This is a genomic window from Mycolicibacter sinensis (assembly GCF_001667945.1).
Taxonomy (GTDB): domain Bacteria; phylum Actinomycetota; class Actinomycetes; order Mycobacteriales; family Mycobacteriaceae; genus Mycobacterium; species Mycobacterium sinense_B.
Genome location: NZ_LZJK01000046.1, coordinates 140539 through 160384, shown reverse-complemented (window position 1 = coordinate 160384; position 19846 = coordinate 140539). Strand labels below are relative to the sequence as shown.

At 68.9% G+C, this 19846-nt stretch carries 19 protein-coding genes and 1 pseudogene; 13 read left to right on the top strand and 7 right to left on the bottom strand.

Features of this window, described 5'->3' with window-relative positions; genetic code table 11:
• A pseudogene (locus A5694_RS23950) lies at nt 1-462 on the top strand (hypothetical protein); the annotation flags it as partial.
• Here A5694_RS23950 and A5694_RS06140 read toward each other — a convergent pair.
• Complete coding sequence (locus A5694_RS06140; RefSeq protein ID WP_064920939.1) at nt 459-1433, bottom strand: quinone oxidoreductase family protein; 975 nt, start codon at nt 1431-1433, stop codon at nt 459-461. The pseudogene A5694_RS23950 and the gene A5694_RS06140 sit on opposite strands and share 4 nt — an antisense overlap.
• A gap of 31 nt (nt 1434-1464) precedes the next feature.
• Here A5694_RS06140 and A5694_RS06135 point away from each other — a divergent pair, with 31 nt between their 5' ends.
• The gene (locus A5694_RS06135) at nt 1465-2163 is read left to right on the top strand and encodes a hypothetical protein (RefSeq protein WP_064920960.1); all 699 of its coding nucleotides are present in this window, start codon (nt 1465-1467) and stop codon (nt 2161-2163) included.
• Here the strand turns inward: A5694_RS06135 and A5694_RS06130 are convergent.
• The 4 genes from A5694_RS06130 to mptB form a co-directional block, all read right to left on the bottom strand.
• Complete coding sequence (locus tag A5694_RS06130) at nt 2119-3054, bottom strand: COX15/CtaA family protein (protein ID WP_064920938.1); 936 nt, start codon at nt 3052-3054, stop codon at nt 2119-2121. The two genes, A5694_RS06135 and A5694_RS06130, sit on opposite strands and share 45 nt — an antisense overlap.
• 62 nt (nt 3055-3116) lie before the next feature.
• Nucleotides 3117-3902, bottom strand: coding sequence for an ABC transporter permease (locus tag A5694_RS06125; RefSeq protein ID WP_064920937.1), 786 nt, complete (start codon nt 3900-3902; stop codon nt 3117-3119).
• The gene (locus tag A5694_RS06120; RefSeq protein ID WP_109535610.1) at nt 3899-4837 is read right to left on the bottom strand and encodes an ABC transporter ATP-binding protein; all 939 of its coding nucleotides are present in this window, start codon (nt 4835-4837) and stop codon (nt 3899-3901) included. The genes A5694_RS06125 and A5694_RS06120 overlap by 4 nt, the downstream gene beginning before the upstream one ends.
• Nucleotides 4834-6651: a polyprenol phosphomannose-dependent alpha 1,6 mannosyltransferase MptB gene (gene mptB, locus A5694_RS06115; RefSeq protein ID WP_267887739.1), complete on the bottom strand. Its 1818-nt coding sequence runs from the start codon at nt 6649-6651 to the stop codon at nt 4834-4836. Before mptB ends, A5694_RS06120 begins: the two co-directional genes overlap by 4 nt.
• 61 nt (nt 6652-6712) lie before the next feature.
• Here mptB and A5694_RS06110 point away from each other — a divergent pair, with 61 nt between their 5' ends.
• The 9 genes from A5694_RS06110 to A5694_RS06070 all read left to right on the top strand — a co-directional run bounded on the left by A5694_RS06110 (nt 6713) and on the right by A5694_RS06070 (nt 15813).
• On the top strand, nt 6713-7513 hold the full coding sequence (locus A5694_RS06110) for a helix-turn-helix transcriptional regulator (RefSeq protein ID WP_109535609.1): 801 nt from the start codon (nt 6713-6715) through the stop codon (nt 7511-7513).
• 67 nt (nt 7514-7580) lie between these two features.
• On the top strand, nt 7581-9041 hold the full coding sequence (sufB, locus tag A5694_RS06105; RefSeq protein WP_064920935.1) for a Fe-S cluster assembly protein SufB: 1461 nt from the start codon (nt 7581-7583) through the stop codon (nt 9039-9041).
• Nucleotides 9041-10222 (top strand): Fe-S cluster assembly protein SufD, encoded by a 1182-nt coding sequence (gene sufD / locus A5694_RS06100; RefSeq protein ID WP_064920934.1) that lies wholly within the window; start codon nt 9041-9043, stop codon nt 10220-10222. The genes sufB and sufD overlap by 1 nt, the downstream gene beginning before the upstream one ends.
• A gap of 29 nt (nt 10223-10251) precedes the next feature.
• Nucleotides 10252-11034: a Fe-S cluster assembly ATPase SufC gene (gene sufC / locus A5694_RS06095; RefSeq protein WP_064920933.1), complete on the top strand. Its 783-nt coding sequence runs from the start codon at nt 10252-10254 to the stop codon at nt 11032-11034.
• A 3-nt stretch (nt 11035-11037) separates the two neighbouring features.
• On the top strand, nt 11038-12294 hold the full coding sequence (locus A5694_RS06090; protein WP_064920932.1) for a cysteine desulfurase: 1257 nt from the start codon (nt 11038-11040) through the stop codon (nt 12292-12294).
• A gap of 4 nt (nt 12295-12298) precedes the next feature.
• Nucleotides 12299-12796, top strand: coding sequence for a Fe-S cluster assembly sulfur transfer protein SufU (sufU, locus tag A5694_RS06085; RefSeq protein ID WP_064920931.1), 498 nt, complete (start codon nt 12299-12301; stop codon nt 12794-12796).
• Entirely contained in the window at nt 12793-13134 is a 342-nt protein-coding gene (locus A5694_RS06080; protein WP_064920930.1) for a metal-sulfur cluster assembly factor, read from the top strand. The genes sufU and A5694_RS06080 overlap by 4 nt, the downstream gene beginning before the upstream one ends.
• A 14-nt stretch (nt 13135-13148) precedes the next feature.
• Nucleotides 13149-13961 (top strand): MBL fold metallo-hydrolase, encoded by an 813-nt coding sequence (locus A5694_RS06075; protein WP_064920929.1) that lies wholly within the window; start codon nt 13149-13151, stop codon nt 13959-13961.
• Nucleotides 13962-14079: 118 nt separating this feature from the next.
• Nucleotides 14080-15813, top strand: coding sequence for an amidohydrolase (locus A5694_RS06070; protein WP_064920928.1), 1734 nt, complete (start codon nt 14080-14082; stop codon nt 15811-15813).
• A 137-nt stretch (nt 15814-15950) separates the two neighbouring features.
• On the opposite strand, the gene A5694_RS06065 is transcribed toward A5694_RS06070, so the two are convergent.
• On the bottom strand, nt 15951-16526 hold the full coding sequence (locus tag A5694_RS06065; protein ID WP_064920927.1) for a helix-turn-helix domain-containing protein: 576 nt from the start codon (nt 16524-16526) through the stop codon (nt 15951-15953).
• Between the two features lie 230 nt (nt 16527-16756).
• Between A5694_RS06065 and A5694_RS06060 the strand changes: the two genes are divergently transcribed.
• Both A5694_RS06060 and A5694_RS22410 read left to right on the top strand, forming a co-directional pair.
• Entirely contained in the window at nt 16757-17269 is a 513-nt protein-coding gene (locus tag A5694_RS06060; RefSeq protein WP_064920926.1) for a hypothetical protein, read from the top strand.
• A gap of 49 nt (nt 17270-17318) precedes the next feature.
• A complete protein-coding gene (locus tag A5694_RS22410; RefSeq protein ID WP_131809527.1) occupies nt 17319-17666 on the top strand; it encodes a helix-turn-helix domain-containing protein in 348 nt (115 codons plus the stop codon).
• A 130-nt stretch (nt 17667-17796) separates the two neighbouring features.
• On the opposite strand, the gene A5694_RS06050 is transcribed toward A5694_RS22410, so the two are convergent.
• On the bottom strand, nt 17797-19788 hold the full coding sequence (locus A5694_RS06050; protein ID WP_131809525.1) for a hypothetical protein: 1992 nt from the start codon (nt 19786-19788) through the stop codon (nt 17797-17799).
• Nucleotides 19789-19846 lie beyond the last annotated feature (58 nt).

Sequence of the window (19846 nt, the reverse complement as noted above, 5' to 3'; positions counted from 1 at the left end):
GTGCTTTCCTGCTGGCGCTCGCTGGGGCACTCGCCCCCGCCGCTGCCCACCCGCCGGCCCCCGCCGGCCCCGGCGCCCCCGCCGGCGGCAGCACAGGCGTTTGCCTACCCGTACCTGGTCGGCGGCGGGCCCGGATGCACGCCGCGGGTCGGCACCGGCGCCGGGGCGAGTGCCCCAGCGAGCGCCAGCAGGAAAGCACCGGAGCCGGATGCTGCCGCTGTGGCGGCTGCGGCCACCGCACGAGCACGCGCGCGCCGCCGCCGGCGCGCGATCAAACGCGACCACGGCGACGCCGTAATCAAAGTCGGCGCCGACTCGGGCCAGGGGGCGGGGCCGCTGGGCGACAGCGGGAGCGTGAGCAGGCCGGGCGTCAACGCGACCGGCTTGACCCGGCTGGCCGCGGCGGAATTCGCCGACAGCCCACGGCTGCCATTGCTGCCCGACGGTTGGCGGGCCGGCTAGGGCACCAGCACAATCGAGCCGGTGGTCTTGCGGGCCTGCAGATCCCGGTGCGCCGCGGCCGCCTCGGCCAGCGGGTAACGCCGGCTCACCGTCACCGCGATCAGGCCTGTCGCGATCGCGTCGAACAATTCTGCTGTGCGCCAGGAGAATTCCTCGGCGGTACGGGTGAAGTGAGCCAGGTTCGGCCGGGTCAGGTACACCGACCCGGCGGCATTGAGCCGTTGCGGATCCACCGGCGCAACCGGACCGCTGGCCGCACCGAACAGCGCCAGCGTGCCCCGGATCGCGAGACTGGCCAAGCTGGCGTCGAAGGTCGCCGCACCTACGCCGTCGTACACCGCAGCGGCCCCGCTGCCGCCGGTCAACTCCCGGATGCGGGCGCCGAACCCGGCGGCATCAGTGGGGTAGTCGAGTACCTCGACCGCGCCGGCCCGACGCGACAATTCGGCCTTGGCCGGAGTCGACACCGTGGTGATCACCCGGGCGCCAAGCGCCGTGGCCCACTGGGTCAGGATCAGCCCCACCCCGCCCGCGCCGGCGTGCAACAACACCGTGTCGCCGCGTTGCACCGGATACACCGACGTGATCAGGTAGTGCGCGGTCAGACCCTTGAGCAGCGCGGCCGCCGCCACGCCGGAGTCGACGCCCGCGGGGATCGCGGCCACCAAAGATGCTGGCGCCGTGCAGTATTGGGCATAAGCGCCGGTCGCGGCCGCAGTCACCACGCGGTCACCCACGCTGAGCGACGTCACCCCCGCCCCGACCGCGGCCACGGTGCCGGCGGCTTCGCTGCCGACCACGAACGGCAGTTCTGCCGGGTATATCCCGGAGCGGAAATAGGTGTCGATGTAGTTGACCCCGACCGCCTCGGCCTGGATCACCACCTCACCGGCGGCGGGGGAGGGCTGGGGCCTGTCGACCAGGGTCAAGACCTCTGGGCCGCCGGTCGCGGCGACTTCCACGGCGTACATGGTGACTATCATCTCCGACTGTGAGGTCTGCATGAAGCTGGCCCGGCCCGATATCCTCCACCCGCGCATCGTGCTGGCGGGCGATCCGCGGCGCGGTGACGATGACGGTGCGGCCGCGGCCGACGACGCGGGCCTGGTCGCCGCGCTGCGGCATCGGGGGCTGCACGCCCACCGCTTGCCCTGGGACGATCCGGGCACCGTCGAGGCGGACCTGGTGATTCTGCGCACGGCCGGCGGCGCCCCGCACCGGCGCGCCGAATTCGCGGCGTGGACCCAGCGCGCGCGCAACCTGCTGAACCCGCCGGAAGCGGTGGCCTGGAACGCCGACCGGCGCTACCTGGCCGATCTGCAGTGTGACGGGGTGCCGACCTCGCCCGGCGGATCGAGCAGCCACACGGCGCTGGTGTTTTTCGGCGGAGGCCGCTCGCACGCGTTCGGCGCGGCCGGTAGCGACCCGGACTTCGAGCTGTGGGATGTCGGTCGCGCCGCCCTGCGCGCAGCCGCCGAACGGTTGAGCATCCGGATCGAGGAGCTGCTCTACGCCCGCGCCGACGTCACCGGGACCGCCGCCGACGCGCGACTGGTCGGCCTGGACCTGGTTGCGCCGCAACTGGGTTGGGCCGATATCGATGCCGACGAACGTGACCGGGCGCAGCGCCGCTTCGCCCGCGAAGTCGGGGCGGCGTTAGAGCGGCTCGGGCTGGGCCCGCTCGCGCAACGACACCCATAGCGCCGCCGTCGCACCGGTGACCAGCACCGCGCCGGCCACATGCATGGTGACCAGCACGGCGGGCACCCCGGTGAAATATTGGACGACGCCGATCAGCCCCTGCCCGAAGGTCAACACGATCACCACCGCAAGCCGGCGCAGCACCGGCGTGGCCGCCCGCACCGCAGCCAGCCCGAACGCCAGGCCCACCAGCAGCCCCAGGAACGCGATCAGCAAAGACTCGTGCAGGTGAGCCAGCGTGGCCACCTCGACTTTGAGCCGGGCCACCGTGCGGGTCGCGCTCTTGTCGCCGGCGTGCGGCCCGGCGCCGGTGACCAGGGTCCCGGTGACCAGCACGGTGGCCAGCGTGGCGGCGCACAACCCCGTCAACGTGCGTAGCGGCGCCGGCACCCGCTGACGCACCACCGTCGCAGCCCCGTCGGGTTCGCCGACCTTGACATAGAGCAGCACCGCCAGCCAGACCATCAGCATCGAGACCAGCAGGTGTACGGCCACCGTCCACCAGGCCAGCCCGGTGCGCACCGTGATCCCGCCGATCACCGCCTGTGCCACCGTGGAGGCCGGCATCAACCAGGCGTAGACCAGCACCTCGGTGCGCCGCCGCGCCCGGATCAGCGCCAGCACCGCCAGCGCCGAGGTGATGACCACCGCGAAGGTCACCATCCGGTTGCCGAACTCGATGGCCTGATGGATCCGCGGCACTTCCGAAACCGCCACCGGGACGTAACTGCCCGGGAAGCACTGCGGCCAGGTGGGGCAGCCCAGCCCGGAGGCGGTGACGCGCACGATCGCACCGGTCACCGAGATGAAGCCCTGGGTGAAGACGACCGCGGCGGCCAGCAGCCGCTGGGTGCGCAGGCTCGGGTCCGGCAGCAGATCCACCAGGCGCATCAGGAATCGTCCCACGCAGGGATCGTAGAGGATCGGTAACTACAGGTCGTAGTAGGCCGGCGTCAGCTGAAGCGGAACCAGCGCACCGCGCCGGCCCCGGCCAACAGCCCCCACACCGCCACCACCGCGACCCCGAACCAGTCGAACGAGACGGTCAGCGCTTGGGCCAGCGCCTCGGTGAGCGCCCCCGACGGGGTGAGCCGGGCGAGCCAGCGGATGGTGCCGGGCACCAGATCGGTCTCCACCGTCAGCGCCGAGAATCCGCCGAACACGAACCACATTAGGTTGGCCAGGGCCAGCACGATCTCGGCCCGAAGACTGCCGCCGAGCAGCAGGCCCAGCGCCGCGAAGCATGCCGTGCCCAGCGCGATGACCACCGCACCCAGCCCCAGCCCGATCAGCGGTGGGCGCCAGCCGAGCGCGACGCCGATCACCCCGAGCAGCACCGACTGCAGCAGTACCACCGTCGCCACCGACAGGGACTTACCGGTGATCACGCCCCACACCGGCAACGCGGTGGCGCCCAGTCGTTTCAGTGCCCCGTAGCGGCGGTCGAAGGCCACCGCGATCGCCTGGCCGGTGAAGGCGGTGGCGATCACGGCCAGCGACATGATCACCGGCAGCAAGGTGGTAGCGCGCTCGGCGTGGCCCTCGCCGAACGGGCCCAGCGGCAGCACCGACATCCCGATCAACAGCGTGATCGGAATGAACATCGTCAGCAGCAGCTGCTCGCCGTTGCGCAGCAGCAGGGTCAGCTCCAGCCGGTATTGCGCGGCCAGCATGGCCGGTACGCCGGCCGGCCGGGGGGCGGGGGTGAAAGTGCCCGGTGGGAACGACTGATGGCTCATGCGCGCAGCTCCCGCCCGGTCAGCTCCAAGAACACGTCCTCCAGGCTGCGCTGTTCCACCCGCAGCTGGGTGGCCAATACGTCGAGGCGAGCGCACCAGGCGGTGACGGTCGCCAGCACCTGCGGGTCGACCGGTCCTTCGACGAGGTATTCGCCGGGCTGCACCTCGCTGGCCCGGTAGCCCTCCGGCAGCGCGGTGGTCAGCAACGACAGATCCAGGCGCGGGGGTGCGGTGAACCGCACCTGTCCCTGGGCGCCGCTGCGGGTCAGCTCCGCCGGGGTCCCGGCGGCCACCGCCGTCCCGTGGTCGATGATCAACAACCGGTCGGCGAGCTCCTCGGCCTCCCGAAGATGGTGCGTGGTCAGCACCACGGTCACACCGTCGCGGCGCAGCGCGTCGATCAGCTCCCAGACCAGCAGGCGCGCGTGGGCGTCCATGCCGGCAGTGGGCTCATCGAGGAACACCAGTTCCGGGCGACCGACCAGGGCGCAGGCCAGGGCGAGTCGCTGTTGCTGGCCGCCCGAGAGCCTGCGGTAGGTGGTGCGCGCCGCATCGGTCAGGCCGAGGGTGTCCAGCAGCCACTGCGGGTCCAGCGGGTTCGCCGAATACGACGCCACCAGCTTGAGCATCTCGCCGGCGCGGGCGGCCGGGTAGCCGCCGCCGCCCTGCAGCATCACCCCGATGCGTTCCCGCAGCCGGGCGTTGTCGGCAACCGGGTCGAGTCCGAGCACTTCGATGGTGCCGGCGTCCGGGCGGACGAAGCCCTCGCACATCTCGACCGTCGTCGTCTTGCCGGCACCGTTGGGGCCGAGCAGCGCGAATACTTCGGCAGTGTGCACCTCGAGATCAAGGCCGGCGACCGCCTCGGTCGCTGACGGACCGGCCCCGTAACGTTTGCGCACTCCGCGCAACCGCACCGCGACAGCTGAGTTCACGGGGAATCAGCGTAAGCGTCGGCAACGGCGGCGGACCGCGGGGTGGGTCCCGGGCTCGGCTCATCGGCCGGGCGGCCGGGCGGGGCGGGCAGCTCCCGCCACGGCAGGTGCCGGTAGGTCAGCAGGAACAACGCCAGCACCACGACGGCGCTGGCCAGGGTGGCGTCGACGATCTGGAACAACGCGAAGCGGTCGCCGTTGGCGGTCGGCCCGAAGATGCCGACCACCAGCGTGACGGCGATCACCGCGATGCGGAAGCTCGGGCGGGTTGCCCAGGCGGCGAGCGGGATGATCGCCCACAGCAGATACCAGGGCTGCACCACCGGGAACAGCAGCACCGTGATGCCCAGCGCGACGCCGAGTCCGCCGACCGGATGCAGCCGGCCTTGGAACACCACCAGCAGCAGCCAGATGACCATCACCGCGATGATCAGCACGCCGATGCCACGCGTCAGCGAGAGCACCGCGGTGGTGTGATCGCCCAGGCCCAGCAGGATGCCCACCTGGCCGGTGCCCAGGGCGAGCAGCGTCGGGGGCGACATCCAGCTGCGGACCACGTTGGCGGTGCCGAGGGTGAACACCCAGCCAAAGCCCAGCCCACTAGCCCAGCCGATCAGACCCATCACCGCCGCCGCCAGCGCGCTGCTTCCGAGCCCGGCCAGCACAAACGCCCGCAGGTCACCGCCCCAGCGCCAGCCCAGGGCCATCGCCACGAAGCCGAGTGCCAGCAGTGACGGCAGTTTGACCTGCGACGACATCGTGATCAGCACCGCGCCGAGGAGCAACGCGGCCAGCGGAGCCCAGTCCCGCCGGCGGTTCAGCGAGGCTCGACGGAGGAGAGGCGAAGCTGGGACCGCCGCATGAACCCGCCGGCACCGACCCGGCAGCAGGGGCTTGGCCGCGGTGATCCCACGCAGGGCGAACTCCGTGCCGGTCAGCATCAGGCCAAGCATCAGCGCCTCGTTGTGGATCCCGGCGACCAAATGCATCAGCAGCAGCGGATTGGCCGCGCCCAACCACAGGGCGCTGACCTCGGCCACCCCGCAGCGGGCCGCCAGCCGCGGCACCGCCCACACGATCAGCCCGACGCCCAGCAGCACCACCGCCCGGTGGCACAACACCGCGGTGACGATGTTCTCGCCGGTCAGTGCCGAGATTCCCCGGCCGATCCACAAGAACAGCGGTCCGTAGGGGGCCGGCGTCTCCCGCCACAGGCTGGGCACCGACAGGGTGAACACGTGGTCGAGCCCCAGCGCCGGCGCCGGCCCCACCCGGTAGGGGTCCAGTCCCAGCCGGGAGATCTGACTCTGGGCCAGGTAGGAGTAGACGTCCTTGCTGTACATCGGCGGGGCGACCAGCAGCGGCAGCATCCACAGCAGCAGGGTGCGGTCGAGCTGGCTGCGTGACATCCGCCGCTTGCCGAGAGCGAAACGGCCCAGCATCAGCCAGGCCAGTGCCATCATCACCGCGCCGGTGGTGGTCATGGTCAGCGCCACCGTCTGCAGCCGGGACGGCAGGTTGAGCAGCCGCACCCCGAAGGTGGGGTCTTGGATCACCGGCCGCGCACCGGCCCCGAGCGCCCCGATCGCCATCAGCACGGTGCCGGCCGCACCGAACAGCCGGGTGCGCCGCAGCGCGACCAGTTCGGCGTCGTTGAGGGGGGTGCCGACGGTGCGCTCATCGCCGTGCAGGTGCGCGATCGACGTGCTCAGCGAGTGCCGGCGGGCTGCCATCCCAGCAGCGTAACGGCCGCCCGCCGAAACCCTCGGGCCCCGCCGGTAGGCGCGCGGGCTGTGACCAGCGTAACTGCCGATTCCGGCCGAACTGAGGTAACCCTTTCTAGACCCGGCCCCGGAATTGCGTCACACTGGTGTTGTGAAATTCGAGGCTGAGGCGAAGGCCGCCACCGAAACCGCCGGGCAACGTCCCGGCGGTGCGGTTTCGCCTGCGACTCAGCCGGACGTCGCCGGTGGTCACGACTCACCGGAGGGCCGGACCCGTCAGGCGGTGGTGCGCCTGCTGATGGAGTCCGGTTCCATCACCGCCGGTGAGATCGGCGCCCGGCTGGGATTGTCGGCCGCCGGGGTGCGGCGCCACCTGGATGCCCTGATCGAGATGGGTGACGCCGAGGCACATGCGCCGGCGTCCTGGCAGCAGGTGGGGCGCGGCCGGCCGGCCAAGCGGTTCCAGCTCACCGCTGCCGGTCGGGGCAAGCTCGGCCACCGCTACGACGACCTCGCGGTGGCCGCGATGCGTCAGCTGCGCGAGATCGGCGGCGAGGACGCGGTGGTCGCCTTCGCCCGCCAGCGCATCGACGGCATCCTGTCCGAGGTCGCCGCCGTCGCCGCCGGTGCCGACAGTGACTCCGACGAGGACCTGGAGGCCACCGCAGAACGGATCGCCGCGGCGTTGACCGAGGCCGGCTACGCCGCTTCCACCGCCCGGGTGGACGGCGGTGTCCCGGGGGTGCAGATCCTGCAGCACCATTGCCCGGTGGCCAACGTCGCCAAGGAGTTCCCGGAGCTGTGCCGGGCCGAACGGCAGGCCATGGCCGAAGTACTCGGCACCCACGTGCAGCGGCTGGCGACCATCGCCGACGGCGGCTACGTCTGCACCACCCACGTACCGCTGATCAACAAGACCACCAAGACCGGCAAGAGCAGCAAACGTCGCTGACCGCACTTACCGACCTTCGGCGCACAGCCTGCGCCGAAGCCACCACGAGCATCAAAGGAGCGTCACCATGACACTCACCCCCGAGGCCGCCGCAGCGGTCTCCCCGGCAGGCGCCGAGCCGGCGACCCAGGAAGAGACGATCGCGTCGCTGGGCCGCTACGAATACGGCTGGGCCGACAGCGATGTCGCGGGCGCCGCCGCCCAGCGTGGCCTGACCGAGGACGTCGTGCGCGACATCTCCGCAAAGAAGAACGAGCCGGAGTGGATGCTGGAAGCCCGGCTGCGGGCGTACCGGACGTTCATGAAAAAGCCCATGCCCAACTGGGGTTCGGATCTGTCCGGCATCGACTTCGACAACATCAAGTACTTCGTGCGGTCCACTGAGAAGCAGGCCCAGACCTGGGATGACCTGCCCGACGACATCCGCAACACCTATGACCGCCTCGGCATCCCGGAAGCCGAGAAGCAGCGCTACATCGGCGGGGTAGCCGCCCAGTACGAATCCGAGGTGGTGTACCACAAGATCCGCGAAGACCTTGAGGCGCAAGGGGTCATCTTCCTCGACACCGACACCGCGCTGCGGGAGCACGAGGAGCTGTTCCGGGAACACTTCGCCACCGTGATCCCGGCCGGGGACAACAAGTTCTCGGCGCTGAACACCGCGGTGTGGAGCGGCGGATCGTTCATCTACGTGCCCAAGGGCGTGCACGTGGACATCCCGCTGCAGGCCTACTTCCGGATCAACACCGAGAACATGGGCCAGTTCGAGCGCACCCTGATCGTCGTCGATGAGGACGCCTACGTGCACTACATCGAGGGCTGCACCGCACCGGTGTACTCGAGCGACTCGCTGCACTCGGCGGTGGTGGAGATCGTCGTCAAGCCGCGCGGCCGCTGCCGCTACACCACCATCCAGAACTGGTCGGTCAACGTCTACAACCTGGTCACCAAGCGGGCGCGGGCCGAAGAGGGCGCCACCATGGAGTGGGTCGACGGCAACATCGGCTCCAAGGTCACCATGAAGTACCCGGCGGTGTGGATGACCGGCGAGCACGCCAAGGGCGAGGTGCTCTCGGTGGCGTTCGCCGGCGAGGACCAGCACCAGGACACCGGCGCCAAGATGCTGCACCTGGCGCCCAACACCTCATCCAACATCGTCTCCAAGTCCGTGGCGCGCAGCGGCGGCCGCTCCTCCTACCGGGGCCTGGTGGAGATCCACAAGGGCGCCCACGGCGCGAAGTCGAGCGTGAAATGCGATGCGCTGCTGGTCGACGACGTCAGCCGCAGCGACACCTACCCGTATGTCGACATCCGCGAGGACGACGTCACCGTGGGCCACGAGGCCACCGTGTCCAAGGTCAGCGAGAACCAGTTGTTCTACCTGATGAGCCGGGGCCTGACCGAGGACGAGGCGATGGCGATGGTGGTGCGCGGCTTCGTCGAGCCGATCGCCAAGGAACTGCCGATGGAGTACGCCCTGGAGCTCAACAAGCTGATCCAGCTGCAGATGGAAGGCTCGGTGGGCTAGTGACGACCTCCCTCTCCGGAACCAACCTCACCGAAGCGGCCGAAAGCATCAACAAGGGAACCCAATTCACCTCGTTCGACGTCGACGCCTTCGAGGTGCCGCACGGCCGCGACGAGATCTGGCGATTCACCCCGCTGCGCCGGCTGCGCGGCCTACACGACGGTTCCGCGGTCGCCGACGCCGCGGCCACGATCGAGGTCTCGGCGGATGCGGCGGTGCGCACCGAGACCGTGGCGCGCGGTGATGACCGGCTGGGCGCCGCGGGAGTGCCCGCCGACCGTGTTGCGGCCCAAGCGTTCTCGGCGTTCCGCGAGGCGACGGTGGTCACCGTGCCCAAGGGCGCGAGCATCGAGGAGCCGATCACCATCACCGTCACCGGTCCGGGTTCCGGTGCGACGGCCTACGGGCACCTGCAGCTGCGCGCCGAGGAACTGTCGCGTGCCACCGTCGTGATCGACGTGCGGGGCAGCGGAACCTACGCCGACAACGTCGAATTCGTCGTCGGTGACGCCGCGCAGCTGACCGTGGTGTGGCTCGCCGAGGCCGCCGCCGACCTGGTGCACGTCAGCATGCACCACGCGGCGCTGGGCAAGGATGCGGTGTTGCGCCACACCGCGGTGCAGCTGGGCGGGGAGGTGGTGCGGCTGACCGGCCGGGTCCGCTTCGACGGTCCGGGTGGCGACGCCGAGCTGCTCGGCCTGTACTTCGCCGACGACGGCCAGCACCTCGAATCGCGGCTGCTGGTCGACCACAGCCAGCCCAACTGCCGCTCCAACGTGCTCTACAAGGGTGCGCTGCAGGGCGACCCGGATTCGGCGCTGCCGGACGCGCACACCGTCTGGGTGGGCGACGTGCTGATCCGCGCGGCGGGCGTGGGCACCGACACCTTCGAGGTGAACCGCAACCTGGTGCTGGCCGACGGGGCCCGCGCGGATTCGATCCCCAACCTCGAGATCGAGACCGGCGAGATCATCCAGGCCGGCCACGCCAGCGCCACCGGGCGCTTCGACGACCTGCAGCTGTTCTACTTGCAGGCCCGCGGCATTCCGGAAAAACAAGCCCGGCGCCTGATCGTGCGGGGTTTCTTCGGCGAGATCATCGCCAAGATCCCCGTGCCGTTCATCCAGGAGCGCCTCTCCGAAGCCGTCGAGCGTGAACTCGCGGTCACCGAGAACAACTAGCCACCACGACTTAAGGACACCAATCACCAATGAGCACACTGGAAATCAAGGGCCTGCACGTCAGTGTCTCCCCGGGCGGCGCCGATGACGGCACCTCGGCTATCCCGATCCTGCACGGCGTCGACCTGACGGTGAACTCCGGTGAGACGCACGCCCTGATGGGGCCGAACGGGTCGGGCAAGTCCACCCTGTCGTACGCGATCGCCGGCCACCCCAAGTACACCGTGACGTCCGGATCGATCACCCTCGACGGCCAGGACGTGCTGGAGATGACCGTGGACGAACGCGCCCGCGCCGGTCTGTTCCTCGCCATGCAGTACCCGGTCGAGGTGCCGGGTGTGTCGATGTCGAACTTCCTGCGCACCGCGGTGACCGCCGTGCGCGGGGAGGCCCCGAAGCTGCGGACCTGGATCAAGGAGCAACGCGCGGCGTTCGCCGAGCTGGGCATCGATTCGGGTTTCGCCGAGCGCAACGTCAACGAAGGCTTCTCCGGCGGGGAGAAGAAGCGCCACGAGATTCTGCAGCTGAGCCTGCTCAAGCCCAAGATCGCGATCCTGGACGAGACCGACTCGGGCCTGGACGTCGACGCGCTGCGGGTGGTCAGCGAAGGGGTGAACCGCTACCAGGAGGCCGAGAACGGCGGCGTGCTGCTGATCACGCACTACACCCGCATCCTGCGGTACATCCAGCCGCAGTTCGTGCACGTCTTCGCCGGTGGGCGCATCGTCGAGTCGGGCGGTCCGGAACTCGCCGACGAGCTGGAGGAGAACGGCTACGAACGCTTCACCGCCGAGGCGACAGCGGAGGCCTGAGAAATGACACTGTCGGTCAGTCGTCCGGCGCCGCCGGACCTCGACGCGATTCGGGCGGACTTCCCGATCCTGCATCGCGTCATGCGTGGCGGAAGCCGGCTGGCCTACCTGGATTCCGGTGCCACCTCCCAGCGCCCGCTGCAGGTGCTCGATGCCGAGCGCGAGTTTCTGCTGAACTCCAACGGCGCGGTGCACCGGGGGGCGCACCAGCTGATGGAGGAGGCAACCGACGCCTACGAGGACGGCCGCGGCGCCATCGCGGCCTTCGTCGGCGCCGACACCGACGAGCTGGTGTTCACCAAGAACGCCACCGAATCGCTGAACCTGGTGTCCTATGCGCTCGGTGATGACCGCTTCGAGAACGCGGTCGGCCCCGGCGATGTCATCGTCACCACCGAGCTGGAGCACCACGCCAACCTGATTCCGTGGCAGGAGCTGGCGCGGCGCACCGGCGCCACCCTGCGCTGGTACGGCGTGACCGACGACGGCCGCATCGACCTGGACTCGCTGCAGCTCGATGAGCGGGTCAAAGTCGTTGCTTTCACCCATCATTCAAACGTGACCGGTGCACTGGCCCCAGTCGGCGAGCTGGTGTCGCGGGCCCGCGCGGTGGGTGCGCTCACGGTGCTCGACGCCTGCCAATCGGTGCCGCACCAGCCGGTCGACCTGCACGCCCTCGACGTCGACTTCGCCGCGTTCTCCGGCCACAAGATGCTGGGCCCCAACGGGATCGGGGTGCTCTACGGCCGGTCGTTGGCGGCGCTGCCGCCGTTTATCACCGGCGGCTCGATGATCGAGACCGTGACGATGGCGGCGAGCACCTATGCGCCGCCGCCGCAACGTTTCGAGGCCGGTACCCCGATGACCTCGCAGGTGGTGGGGCTGGCCGCGGCCGCCCGCTACCTGGACGCGATCGGGATGGACGTGGTGGAAGCCCACGAACGCGAACTGGTGGCCGCCACCCTCGAGGGGCTGGCCGGCATCGACGGGGTGCGCATCGTCGGGCCGACCACGATGGCCGACCGCGGGTCGCCGGTCTCGTTCGTGATCGACGGCGTGCACGCGCACGATGTCGGCCAGGTGCTCGACGACGACGGGGTCGCGGTGCGGGTGGGTCACCACTGCGCAATGCCGTTGCACCGCAAGTTCAACGTGGCGGCCACCGCCCGGGCGTCGTTCGCGGTGTACAACACCCACGACGAGGTCGAGCGGCTGCTGGCGGGGATTCACCGGGCCGTGAAATTCTTCGGGGGAGCGTGACCGGATGCGGCTGGAGCAGTTCTATCAGGAAGTGATCCTCGATCACTACAAGCACCCGCAGCACCGTGGCCTGCGCGAGCCGTACGGCGCCGAAGTGCACCACGTCAACCCGACCTGCGGTGACGAGTTGACCCTGCGGGTGGCGCTCTCCGATGACGGCACGACGATCGCCGACATCTCCTATGACGGGCAGGGCTGCTCGATCTCGCAGGCGGCGACCTCGGTGCTGGCCTGCGAGGTGATCGGAACGACGATTCCGCAAGCGCTGGCGACCTTCGACGCGTTCCACGAGATGATCTCGTCGCGGGGGACCGTGGCGGGCGACGAGGAGGTGCTCGGCGACGGGGTCGCGTTCGCCGGGGTGGCCAAGTATCCGGCACGGGTCAAGTGCGCGCTGCTCGGCTGGATGGCATTCAAGGACGCGTTGGCGCAAACGCTTGCAAAGACAGAAGAACACGCGCTGGCATCGGCCGGTGTGACAACTCAGGAGATGGAGCAATGAGCGAAACCGCACCGGAAGACTTGTTGGCCGAGGTCGAGGAGTCGATGCATGACGTCATCGACCCCGAGATCGGCATCAACGTCGTCGACCTGGGGTTGATGTACGACCTGTCGATCCGGCAGGACGAGGACGGCCCGGCCGCCGTCGTGACCATGACGCTCACCTCGCCGGCCTGCCCGCTGCAGGACATGATCGCCGAGCAGATCGAGAACGCCACGGTGGGCGCGGGCCTGGTCAAAAAGGTCGACCTGTCCTGGGTGTGGGAGCCGGCCTGGGGCCCCGACAAGATCACCGACGAGGGCCGCGAGATGATGCGCGCCGTCGGCTTCACGGTCTAAGCGGAGCCGGCCGCGTGTTCTGGCTGTGCCGGACATGCGGCGTCGAGCACGCTGCCACGCCGGATGTCTGCGCGATCTGTGCCGACGAGCGGCAGTGGGTGCCGGCCGAGGGCCAGCAGTGGGCGACGCTCGAGGAGCTGGTCGCCGAGGGGATGCGCTCCACCGTCGCCGACTTGGAACCCGGGCTGATCGCGGTCGGCAGCACCCCGCCGCTCGGCATCGGCCAGCTGGGCAAGCTGGTGTGCACTGCGGGCGGGAACGTGCTGTGGGATCCCTCGGGGTTCCTCGACGACGCCGCGGTGGCCGCGGTGACCGAGCACGGCCCGGTCGTCGGGATCGTCGCAAGCCACCCGCACATGTTCGGCGCCCAGGTGCAGTGGAGCCGCCGGCTCGGTGGGGTGCCGGTCTACGTCAACGCCGCCGACGCGCGCTGGGTGATGCGCCCTGACCCGGTGATCAGCTACTGGTCGGACCGGCTGGAGTTGACGCCGACCCTCGCGGTTGTACAGGTCGGTGGCCATTTCCCCGGCAGCGCGGTGGCCTGCTGGGACGACGGCGCCGACGGGCGCGGGGTGCTGCTGGTCGGTGACACCATCTTCCCGAACCCGGACCGGCGTACCGTGGCGTTCCTGCGCAGCTATCCGAATCGGATTCCGCTCTCAGCCGCGGTGGTGCACCGGATGGCCGACACCTTGGCGCGGTTGCGCTTCGACCGCATCTACGGGCTGCAGGCGAACACCATCGACACCGACGCCGCGGCCGCGGTCCGGTTCTCGGCCGACCGGCACGCCGCCTGGGTCCGCGGTGACCACGACGACCTGACCTGATGCGCCGCCGGGTGGCTGGTCGGCGCACGCGCGCGGGTCGCTGCCATACTCGTCGCGTGAACCGCGTAAGGCCGCTGGCGGCGGCGGTCGACTGCGACTGAGGAAGAGCAGACACACGGTGACGACGAGCAGGCGACGGTTCCTGGCGGGGATGGCCGCTGCGGCGGCCGGCACGGCGGTCGGCGGGCTCGCCGGATGCGGATCGCGGGGGCCGGGCGCGGACACCATCTTCATCGGCGGCCCGGTGGTGACGGTGGCGCCAGGGCTTCCCGAGGCCGAAGCGCTCGCGGTCACCGGCGCCCGGATCAGCAAGGTGGGCACTGCCGAGGAGGTGCTGCGGCTGCGCGGATCGGGGACCACGGTGGTCGACCTGCGCGGGCGGGCGTTGCTGCCGGCGTTCGTGGAACCGCATGGCCACCCGTTCGAGATGGGCACCACCTTGGCCCCGCCGGCCATCGACGTGCGCCCCTTCACGGTCTCAAGCGCCGGCGGCGTGTTCGAAAAGCTCACCGAGGCGGTGGCCGACACACCCAAGGGCCAGCCGATCCTGCTCAACGGGGTGGACCCGCTGCTGCAGACCGGGCTGCGTCCGTTCAGCCGCACCGAGCTGGACCGATTGGCGCCGCACAACCCGGTCGTGATCATCAGCAACAGCGGGCACGCCGGCTACGCCAACACCGCCGCGTTCGCCGCGGCCGGGATCACCAAGACCACCCCCAACCCGGCCGGGGCGCAGTATCTGCACGGGCCCGACGGGCAGCTGAGTGGCGAGGTGCGCGAGGCGGCGGCGCTGAAGGCGCTGACCGCTCCGTTCTCCGGGGCGATCATGGCCAACGCCGGTGACAATCTGCGCTGGGCCTATGCGCAGCTGGCCCGCGCGGGTATCGCCACGGCCACCGAGCACTCCTATGACGCGCGCTCGCAATCGGAGGTGTTCAGCAAGCTGGCCCAGCAGGCCGACTGCGCAGTGCGCGTCCGTGCCTACGAGATCGGTACGCCGGAGCTGGCCGAAGACCCGAACAATGTGCGCGGCAAGCGGGCCGGCGCGGACGTGCTGTTCGACAAGATCGGGATGAAGCTGTGGGCGGACGGGTCGCCATGGCAGGGCAACATCTTCACCACCTTCCCGTATCTGAACAATGCGACCACGGCGAGCATGGGCCTGGGCCGCGACCACCGCGGCGGGATGAACTACACCCCCGAGCAGATCCAGGAGCTGGCAACGGCTTTCATCGATCAGCGCTGGCAGGTCTCCTGCCATGTGCACGGTGACGCCGCGATCGACGTCGTGCTGGACGTCTTCGAGCAGGCGCAGGTGCCCCCGGCGCTGCGGCCCCGGCTCGAACACGTCGGCGCGATGCGGCCCGACCAGTTCGCCCGGGCGGCGCACCTGGGCGTCACCCCGAGCCTGTTCATCGAGCACATCTACTTCTGGGGAGATGTGCTGGTGAACAAACTGTTCGGCCCCGATCACGGGGCGCACTGGATGTCGGCGCGCTCGGCTTTCGATGCCGGGCTGCGCGCCTCCTTCCACAACGACGGCACCGTCACCCCGCCCGACCCGATCGGCAACATCGCCACCGCGGTGAACCGGATCGCCAAGGGCAGCGGCCGGGTGTTGGCCCCCGAGCAGCGGATCGGTGTCGACGCCGCGATCAGGGCGCAGACGCTCAACGCCGCCTGGCAGCTGCGGTTGGATACCGAGATCGGCAGCCTGGAGGCCGGCAAGTACGCGGATCTGGTGGTGCTCTCCGACAATCCGCGCCGGGTGCCGCCAGCCGACCTGCGCGACGTCGCGGTCGAGGCGACGTATCTGATGGGGCGGCAGACCTACGGGAAGGTGCTGGGGTAGGGGCTGTCGCAGGTGCCCCAGGCGCCACTGGGGGAGGGCATCGGTGTGTTGCCCGCCTATGCGCGACACAGGTCTGTCGGGCCGGCCCTCTCAGCCGATGCGACAGCGCTTGCGGCGCCCGCGATGTGGGCGCTCGGTCACCAGTGTTCGAGATCCGCGAGAAAGCCTGCGATCAGGGCGGAGTCGCCACCGGCCGCGAGATAGTCGATCGGGGTTCGATCCTCGAAATCCGGTTGTGCGGTGCGCATGAACGCATCCATCACCGCCGGGGTGGTTCCCGCTTGTATCGCAGGCACGATGGTGGCCAACCCGGGCAACAGTCCCGCGTCGAGGAACTGCCATCGCGGGATGCGTCGACGACTCCGAAGATCGAACGCCCACAGCGTGCCCCTGGTGATGAGCCGTGACACCTGGGAACGATTTACCCCGAGGATCGCGGCGGCTTCCTTGATGGTGACCGATCCGGAGAGGGCCTCGGCGAGTTCGCGCACAGCCGCGCGGGAGCGGGAACTGCGCTCTGTGATCGGGGACCAGTCATCGACCGCTGCGCCAATGCCGGTGTGCTGGCCGAGAAAGTCCGCTTCAGCCGTCGACAGCGGTTCGGCTCCGGCACCGGCGAGAGCGGCGAAGCCGGAGTCCAGTTCAGCGAGAACCTCATCGCTTGTCAGGCCGATTTGATGCTTGGCCAGCAGTGCATGCAAGGCCGTGCCCATAGTGCGCAGTCTAGAGCGCCGGTTCGGCAACCTGGCGGCTAAGGCGGGCGGGTGTTCGGCACGCTCCAGTGGTGTCAGTCGAGGGTCCTAAGGTCCGGCTGACAGGCATAGGGCGCATGCGAACGCGTCGGGACGAAAACGACCTGTCAGACCGTCGTGTCACGCTGGTGGCAAGTTCGCCCAATAGCTGGCGGTGCGAGAGGCTCCGCTTGACGGAGGGGGTTTTGTCGATGGACATCCCAGCGGCTGCCAAGCGGGGACGTGTCAATGCGGCCGGATGCCGGTGGGACACCACCCTTGCGCAGCCCAGCCTGGACGACCTTCACGTGGCAGATCGCGGTGCGTGGGCGAAGCTGGTTGCCCTGATTGCGGATTCCGAGCAGTACGGGCTGCCTTTTGATGCGAACGGCTACGACTACAGTGCACCGGTCGGCGAGCGGGTCAGGTCGGCTACGTTCCGGGGTCGATCCGTGCCCTGGCTCGGTGAGCTGCGGGTGGAGGAGCGAACCCCCCAACGTGCGAGCCGTCTCGGCGACGCCGCGCAGTATCGGCTGTATTTCGGTGAGCCAAACGATCCGCCCGATCTGGTGTTGGGGCTGTCGATCGGGCAGAAGCGGGGCAGAGACCGCGACGCCGGTCGGAAGCAGACGCGGCAGATGATCGACGCGATGTGGAAGCTGATCCGTTGGTGCGAATCGCGTACGCCGAAAACGGGCTGGCGCGAGCGGGCACAGAAGGTATAACGTTGACTTATAAATCAACGCGGTGTTGCGCGGGGAGGAGGTGAAGGCGATGGGTGTCGCAGACGGGGTGCCCGCTGCTGACCGGCTCGGTGTCGACCTCGCGCGATCCGAGAACCACCTGATCCGCGAGCTGATAGCCGTGCGCCAACGGCGCGGGCTCAAGCCGGCCGACGTTGCCCGGGCGATGGGAGTCGATCGCAGCGCGGTGACGCGTTTCGAGTCAGGGGGAACCAATCCGACGATGGCCACGATCAACCGCTACGCCGAGGCCGTCGGTGCGATGATCCGGTACACGGTCGAAACGACTTCTACTAGCCCAGCTTTGTCCACAACGCCGTCCTCATCGCATTTCACAGGTGAAGTGATCCGCCCTGGGGAGATTGGCGGTCTTCTCTAGAGGCAGCTCGGTAGGCGCGGCGGCATCGAACTCGTCGAAGGCCTCGGTGACGAGTTTGGTGATCGGCTTGCCCAGCTTGGCCAGACCGGTCCCGACTCCCTTGTCGAAGGCTAGTTTTGGCATGGCTCGCTCACTCACCGACCTCCTGCTCACCGGGTGCTGGGTTCTCGTCATATTCACTTGCGACGAACAACGCGTCGACATCGCCTGCGGTTCTGATGCGTTCGAATCTTTCGATGCGATCCGCCCGGTAATCGGCCATATGCGATGGAATGTCGCGGCCCGTCAGTAATGCCCGCATGACTTCATTGAGGCATTGGTGACCCAAGTTGAAGGCGAAGGTCGCTACCGACTCACAAGCTGCATCGGAGACGGGGCCGCCGTGGATCGCGGAGTTACGCAGTCTCTTCAGGCGTTTCAGCTGACGGTCGAACCGCCGGCCCTGTTCCTCGAGCCGGGCGTACATGCCGGCCGGTGTTGCGAGGGTTGTTTCCAGCTCACCGAGCCCGCGCGCTAGCCAGTGGCCCGCGTAGATCCGGTGCAGTGCGCTGACTTCGTCTGCGGCGCCGCGAGCGTGGAACACCTGGTGCGGCCATCTGAACCGTTCCAGCCGGGACCGGATTTCAAACAGTTCATTCTGGGCTGGCGCACCGGGTCTGCGATCCGGAACGTTGTCGATGGCGGCCCTGGTGAAATAGCTGATGAACTCGACGAGTCGAATCCTGGCCTGGTCCTTCTTGAGGTAGCTGGAGACGAAGTCGGCCCAGTTCTTGACCCCGCCGGTGGTCCAGACATTCGCGTGCTCAAGGGCTCGGACCGCAGTCATGACGATGGCCTGGGGGCCCTCGTCGGCTGCGGCCTTGAGGGCCGTGCTCAGTTCAAGGGCTTGTTGGAGGTCCTGCATTGACCCGACGTCCAACGGGCGGTCGAACCGCGACATCCGTTCGACGTCGCGTCCCATCCAGTCGTTCTCCGGATAGTACCGATCCGGAATGTCGTGTTTGGGGCCCCATGAGAACCGTGATCGGCGTTCACCATCGACGAACAGGATCGATCCGTTCAACAGCTGCCACGTGTCCTTGGTGGCGTGGTTGACGGATTTCAGCGCCTCGACGAGGACCCGGGCCTTCCGCTCCGCCGTGTGCACTTCGATCTCGGGGAGTACGACCCGTGCGTAGGTCATGTTCCAGTCGTTCTCCCACTCGACCTCGCCGTCGCGCAGGATCGGCGCGTGCTCCGGCGAGACGGGGCTGAGAAGTTCGGTAGGCGGGGTTTGGAAGTTGTCCGCGAATTCGGGATGCCCGACGCAGCCGCTGAGACAGGACGCGTTATAGAACGTCACCTGCCCGTGCGTGACCTCGTGTTGAGGCAGCGAAGTTGGTGCGAGCCGCAGCCAGACGATGCAATCCCCTCGGTACGGCTCGCGAGTCAGAATCCGTTCACAGAGCTGTAGACGCCGCCAGACCGGGATCCCGGTGGGTTCCCAAGTTGGCGGAAAGACAGGTATGTGGTCGACCCCGGCTTCCCCGTCCAGTTCCCTCTGTACCGCGTCGGCGTTGTCGGTGAGCACCTCCCGCAGACTGGCGAACAGACCGAAGCTGCCGACCACGTCGAGGTTTCGGCTTTGCGCGACGGCGAAGAGGGTGTCACGACGGAATGACACTTCATCGACGGTCCGATTCAACCTCTCAACCGAGGTCACCAGGTCGCGCCACGCAGCGACGATCGCCGCCTCGGTCGACAACTCCGTCGCAAGTTGCTCCAGATGGGCCCGTATATCCGCACGCTTGGCGGCATCGATGGTGTAGGTGCAGCTCCCGTCGGCAGCGATGTCGGACTTGAACAAATCTCGGAGAAGTGCTTCGACGTGCGCCGTGGTCGCCGCGACAACGCTGGTCAGTTTCGGGCCGGTCGTTGCCAGGCTGTCGTGGAAGTCGGCAATCACCTGCATCCAGTCGTCGTACTGCACCGGAAGGAACTTGCGCCGGTCGGCCACCCAGTCGGTCAGGTCGGCGGTTGCAGCGGGGAGCGTCATCACGGCCCCGCTACTGGTAATCACCTCGCGGAACCCTAGTTCAACATCGAGTTCTTCCACCTCCCGTTCATGCTGACGAACCAGCATCAGCCCTCCTCGCAGAAGTGGAAGCCGCCCGACCTTGTCGAGTCGGTGGCCGGCCGAT